We start from the raw sequence: 1,629 nt of genomic DNA on the forward strand, positions 1-1,629 counted from the left end.
ATTAAACATTTACGGAGAGTTTGATCCTGGCTCAGGACGAACGCTGGCGGCGTGCTTAACACATGCAAGTCGAACGATGATCCAGAGCTTGCTCTGGTGATTAGTGGCGAACGGGTGAGTAACACGTGAGTAACCTGCCCTTGACTCTGGGATAAGCGTTGGAAACGACGTCTAATACCGGATACGAACCGCGAAGGCATCTTCAGTGGTTGGAAAGAATTTTGGTCAAGGATGGACTCGCGGCCTATCAGGTAGTTGGTGAGGTAATGGCTCACCAAGCCTACGACGGGTAGCCGGCCTGAGAGGGTGACCGGCCACACTGGGACTGAGACACGGCCCAGACTCCTACGGGAGGCAGCAGTGGGGAATATTGCACAATGGGCGAAAGCCTGATGCAGCAACGCCGCGTGAGGGACGACGGCCTTCGGGTTGTAAACCTCTTTTAGCAGGGAAGAAGCGAAAGTGACGGTACCTGCAGAAAAAGCACCGGCTAACTACGTGCCAGCAGCCGCGGTAATACGTAGGGTGCAAGCGTTGTCCGGAATTATTGGGCGTAAAGAGCTCGTAGGCGGTTTGTCGCGTCTGCTGTGAAAACTGGAGGCTCAACCTCCAGCCTGCAGTGGGTACGGGCAGACTAGAGTGCGGTAGGGGAGATTGGAATTCCTGGTGTAGCGGTGGAATGCGCAGATATCAGGAGGAACACCAATGGCGAAGGCAGATCTCTGGGCCGTAACTGACGCTGAGGAGCGAAAGGGTGGGGAGCAAACAGGCTTAGATACCCTGGTAGTCCACCCCGTAAACGTTGGGAACTAGATGTGGGGACCATTCCACGGTCTCCGTGTCGCAGCTAACGCATTAAGTTCCCCGCCTGGGGAGTACGGCCGCAAGGCTAAAACTCAAAGGAATTGACGGGGGCCCGCACAAGCGGCGGAGCATGCGGATTAATTCGATGCAACGCGAAGAACCTTACCAAGGCTTGACATATACGAGAACGCGTTAGAGATAACGAACTCTTTGGACACTCGTATACAGGTGGTGCATGGTTGTCGTCAGCTCGTGTCGTGAGATGTTGGGTTAAGTCCCGCAACGAGCGCAACCCTCGTTCTATGTTGCCAGCACGTAATGGTGGGAACTCATGGGATACTGCCGGGGTCAACTCGGAGGAAGGTGGGGACGACGTCAAATCATCATGCCCCTTATGTCTTGGGCTTCACGCATGCTACAATGGCCAGTACAAAGGGCTGCGATACCGTAAGGTGGAGCGAATCCCAAAAAGCTGGTCCCAGTTCGGATTGAGGTCTGCAACTCGACCTCATGAAGTCGGAGTCGCTAGTAATCGCAGATCAGCAACGCTGCGGTGAATACGTTCCCGGGCCTTGTACACACCGCCCGTCAAGTCATGAAAGTCGGTAACACCCGACGCCGGTGGCCTAACCCTTTATTGGGAGGGAGCCGTCTAAGGTGGGATTGGTAATTAGGACTAAGTCGTAACAAGGTAGCCGTACCGGAAGGTGCGGCTGGATCACCTCCTTTCTAAGGAGCACGTGCCAGTCCGTCTGTATACAGCGGAATTCACTGGTCAGTCAGTTCAGGAACGAACGTTCCTGCTGGCGCTCATGGGTGGAACAT

At 54.8% G+C, this 1,629-nt stretch carries 1 rRNA gene; it reads left to right on the plus strand.

Features of this window, described 5'->3' with window-relative positions:
- The first annotated feature begins 8 nt into the window (after positions 1-8).
- Positions 9-1,533, plus strand: a 16S ribosomal RNA gene (locus AC1C2M_RS15730).
- Positions 1,534-1,629 lie beyond the last annotated feature (96 nt).

The organism is Mycetocola sp. Y444, assembly GCF_059445295.1.